This is a genomic window from Desulfosarcina sp., from assembly GCF_046496365.1.
Lineage (GTDB): Bacteria > Desulfobacterota > Desulfobacteria > Desulfobacterales > Desulfosarcinaceae > Desulfosarcina.
The window spans coordinates 1-3,304 of the sequence record NZ_JAWOHB010000119.1; the positions used below are offsets into that span (position 1 = coordinate 1).

5 protein-coding genes are annotated in these 3,304 nt (G+C 53.7%); all 5 read right to left on the minus strand.

Annotated elements, in window-relative coordinates; translation table 11 throughout:
• Window positions 1-905: hypothetical protein (locus tag R6V78_RS10865; RefSeq protein ID WP_410289385.1), on the minus strand; the 905-nt coding region annotated here is incomplete at its 3' end.
• Window positions 906-942: 37 nt separating this feature from the next.
• A complete protein-coding gene (locus R6V78_RS10870) occupies window positions 943-1,200 on the minus strand; it encodes a glutaredoxin family protein (protein ID WP_410289386.1) in 258 nt (85 codons plus the stop codon).
• Window positions 1,201-1,214: 14 nt separating this feature from the next.
• Window positions 1,215-1,724 carry an OsmC family protein gene (locus R6V78_RS10875; protein ID WP_410289387.1) on the minus strand — a complete coding sequence of 170 codons (510 nt, stop codon included), beginning with the start codon at window positions 1,722-1,724 and terminating at the stop codon, window positions 1,215-1,217.
• 749 nt (window positions 1,725-2,473) lie between these two features.
• Entirely contained in the window at window positions 2,474-2,632 is a 159-nt protein-coding gene (locus R6V78_RS10880; protein ID WP_410289388.1) for a YqaE/Pmp3 family membrane protein, read from the minus strand.
• A 205-nt stretch (window positions 2,633-2,837) separates the two neighbouring features.
• Window positions 2,838-3,304, minus strand: a 467-nt coding sequence (locus tag R6V78_RS10885) for a DUF1566 domain-containing protein (RefSeq protein WP_410289389.1), incomplete at its 5' end; no start/stop codon positions are given.

Sequence of the window (3,304 nt, forward strand, 5' to 3'; positions counted from 1 at the left end):
ATTTGGTCCGGTACGACATGCTGTTCGATATAGGCATCGACCGTCCGGCGACGCGATGGCGTGGACACACCGAGAAGCGAGGCCAACACATTGGCGAATCCATCAAAGCGATAGCCATACCCATGGGGTGAGAAAAACGGCAGCCAGTATTGGCGGGTACAGTGGTTGGCTGCTTTGCGGCCTTTTTCAAAAAGAATCTCGTGGTAGACATCGTCGGGAATTTTTTCATCCGAACCGAACCAGTAGTTGGCCTGAATCCTATGCTTCAACAGGCTGATCCGGGTACGCAAGTCGTGGTCATCGAAGCCGGCGACCCGTTGCCGAATGTGATGAAGCGTTCTCAAGGCGTACAGATAGAGCAACTGATCGTAGAGAATATAACCGTTGTGGACGTACTCGTCCGCCCAGTCACCGGTAGCGGGTACATACAGCAGCCCGCGATTGTTGAATTCCCAGGCGCCCAGCAGAAAGACCACCTTCTCGATAACCGGCATCATGCGTTCGATAAAGGCGTCATCTTTGATGGCCTGCCAATATTCACCGCATCCGATGACGAACCAGAGATCCGCATCCACCCGTCCGGTCATACCCCCGTAGCTGACGCGGCCGCTGCGCACGTCCACATTGCTGGGAATCTCGCCATGAGGTCCCTGGTGTTCGGCCAGTGTCTCCAATGTGCTGCCAAGCGCTGCAATCAGGTCACGATCGCCGGTCATCAATGCCGCCAGCCCGATGATCACTCCGTCCCTGCCCCAAATGCGCCGGTAATTGTCGCTGTCGGTGGGGCTGGCCAGGAAGCCGTGGCCGGTCGTGCATTCTTTCAGCAGCGCCTGCGCCCGGCTGACGGCTTCTTGAGCGTCGGATGATTTAAGGTCCATTTTTTCCTCGAATGCGCTAGTGGTCATGGTTGTGTGGGTCTCTGACGCGGATGGACCGGGGCAGTTATTTTCGTTCGAGGGCCTTTTTTATTCGATCGGCCTTGTAACCGACGACCACCTTGCCGCCGATCACCGTGGTTGGAAAGGAGACGCGTTCGTTGTACTGTTTGACTTCTTTTATGGCAGTCTCCCGGTCACCGGCTTCCAGGTCGTCGACATCAACGACGTCAACATCGATGTTGTGACGCGCCAGCAGTTCCTTGACGGCCTTGCAGTGACTGCAGGTGGTCAAAGCGAATAATTTCACTTTTTGAGAGGTCATGCCCGCTCCTTGTTTTATTTCGACATGTCTGTCGAACGCGGTTTTTCCGCCGGTGCAAGTGCGAAGTCCTCTTCCGATTTTTCAGGCACCGCTTGATCGCGTTCCAGTTTTGCATCAAGAGAGATCTCGACGCCGGCCAGTGCACGGGATACCGGACAGTCGTTCTTGGCTTGCTCGGCCAGTTTCGAGAACATCTGTGCATCCATGCCGGGAACGTCCGCGGTCGTATCCAGTTCCACTCGGCTGATGGCGAAGCCTTTTTCCAATTTGTCCAGATGGACGCTTGCCCGGGTGTGGACACTGCTTTGAGTAAATCCCGCCTCTCCGATGAACAGCGACAGGGCCATGGAGAAACAGCCGGCATGTGCCGCACCAAGCAGTTCTTCCGGATTGGTCCCGCTGCCGCTGTCAAATCGTGAAGGGAAGGAGTAATCGACTTCGAACCCACTGCTGCCGATTCGCATTTTCCCCTGCCCGTTTTTTAATGTACCTTCCCAAATTCCTTCGGAATGTCTGACTGGCATGGTCAATCTCCTTTCTTTGCCCGGCAGCGATGTTGCCGCCGGTATTTTGGAAAAATCAGGGGCGCACGATGCGCGATGAAAGTGGCGTCACCTGAAGGGTGGTCCTATTCAACGGATTTTCAGAATAATCGATCCAACCCGTCCTATCCATGGGTTGTGCACCCTATTTTTCTCGAACCTGGAATATACGGGATTCACCTGATTGTTTTTCGTCTGTCAAGGCTGTAAGGTGGCGCCAAGGATAACGCTGAATTTTAATTTATACCCAGAGGCTGCAACACTATAAATGTTCTCCAGGACCGTTCTCACAGTCATATGGACCCTTTTCGTTTTCACACCGGAATTGACTACAGCCAACCCAGTTTCCTTCGCAGAAAGTTCTCCCCGGGATATTGATATCAGTGGATCGAATCTTCCCGGAGATGATTGGGCAAACGGAGGATCTTTCCCATGGCCCCATTCAACGAGACAGGGAAACCATCCGGATGTACGAACAGGATCCGATGGCTATTCGCGAGCTCCTGCAAAAAAAATGGTTGATGCGATCCCATGGCAATCGCGTATAGGCGCTGAAAAAGATAAACTGCCGACAATGTGCGGTGTTCCGCGAGGCGCTGGAGGTGACTTATGCATATGCTGCGAAGCGTAAAAGATATCCATGGGTATGTGTTGAGTGCGCGGATGGTGAAATCGGCCGATGCAGTGATCTTCTGCTTGACGACAAGGAGTGGACGATCCGTTAGTCGTTCTCATCTTCTTGCGATAATCCATACAGCATGAACAATACCCGGTATATAACCAAGCAGCGTCAATAGAATATTGATCCAGAATTGCCCACCAAGCCCGACCTGCAGAAAAACGCCAAGGGGTGGGAGAAGAATCGCCAAGAGTATCCGTAACAGGTCCATTTTACCTCCATATTGAAAATTTTCCATGCTAAGCCTATACGATTATAGGTTTTCCAAAGCGACGGCACAATACATTCAGTACCGTATATTTCAGGTTGAGCACGGCTACCGTTTATACGGGATACCGGGATCATCCGTTGCCGACCGGCCATAGGAAAAAATCTTCGCCTAGCTTGAACCCCACACCGACAATTCCGTCGCGGCTCTAAAGTGTCCAGGCGTAGCGCGGTTCATAGACACTGGTGGTCGATGACCAATAGGCATCCTGCACGTTGACAAACGGGTGACCGAGGGTCAGCGCCGGCGAATGCGCGTTGAGATCGACCAGGCTCTCCAATTCCCGGATGTTGGGCAGGCGCCAATCGCTGCAGCCGCCAAAGTGTTTTCGGTTTAACGCGTCGACCATTGACAAAGTCCCCTGCCAGGTAAGCGGGTGGTCAGCCGGATTGGCATCTTTGTTCCAGATCAAACCGGTGTGCGTGTCGCGTACCCTGGCATCATCGGCGCTAAAGCGCACCTTTTCCGTGTGCCCCGGAACATCCGGTTTCTGGTTTTTCAGGGACATCGGCCAGACCAGATACGATCCATGTTTCATCCCGCGGTGGACACGACCGCCCCCCAGGTGGACATACCAGGCCTGATCGGGAAGGCGGCAACAGGAATCGGCGGTCC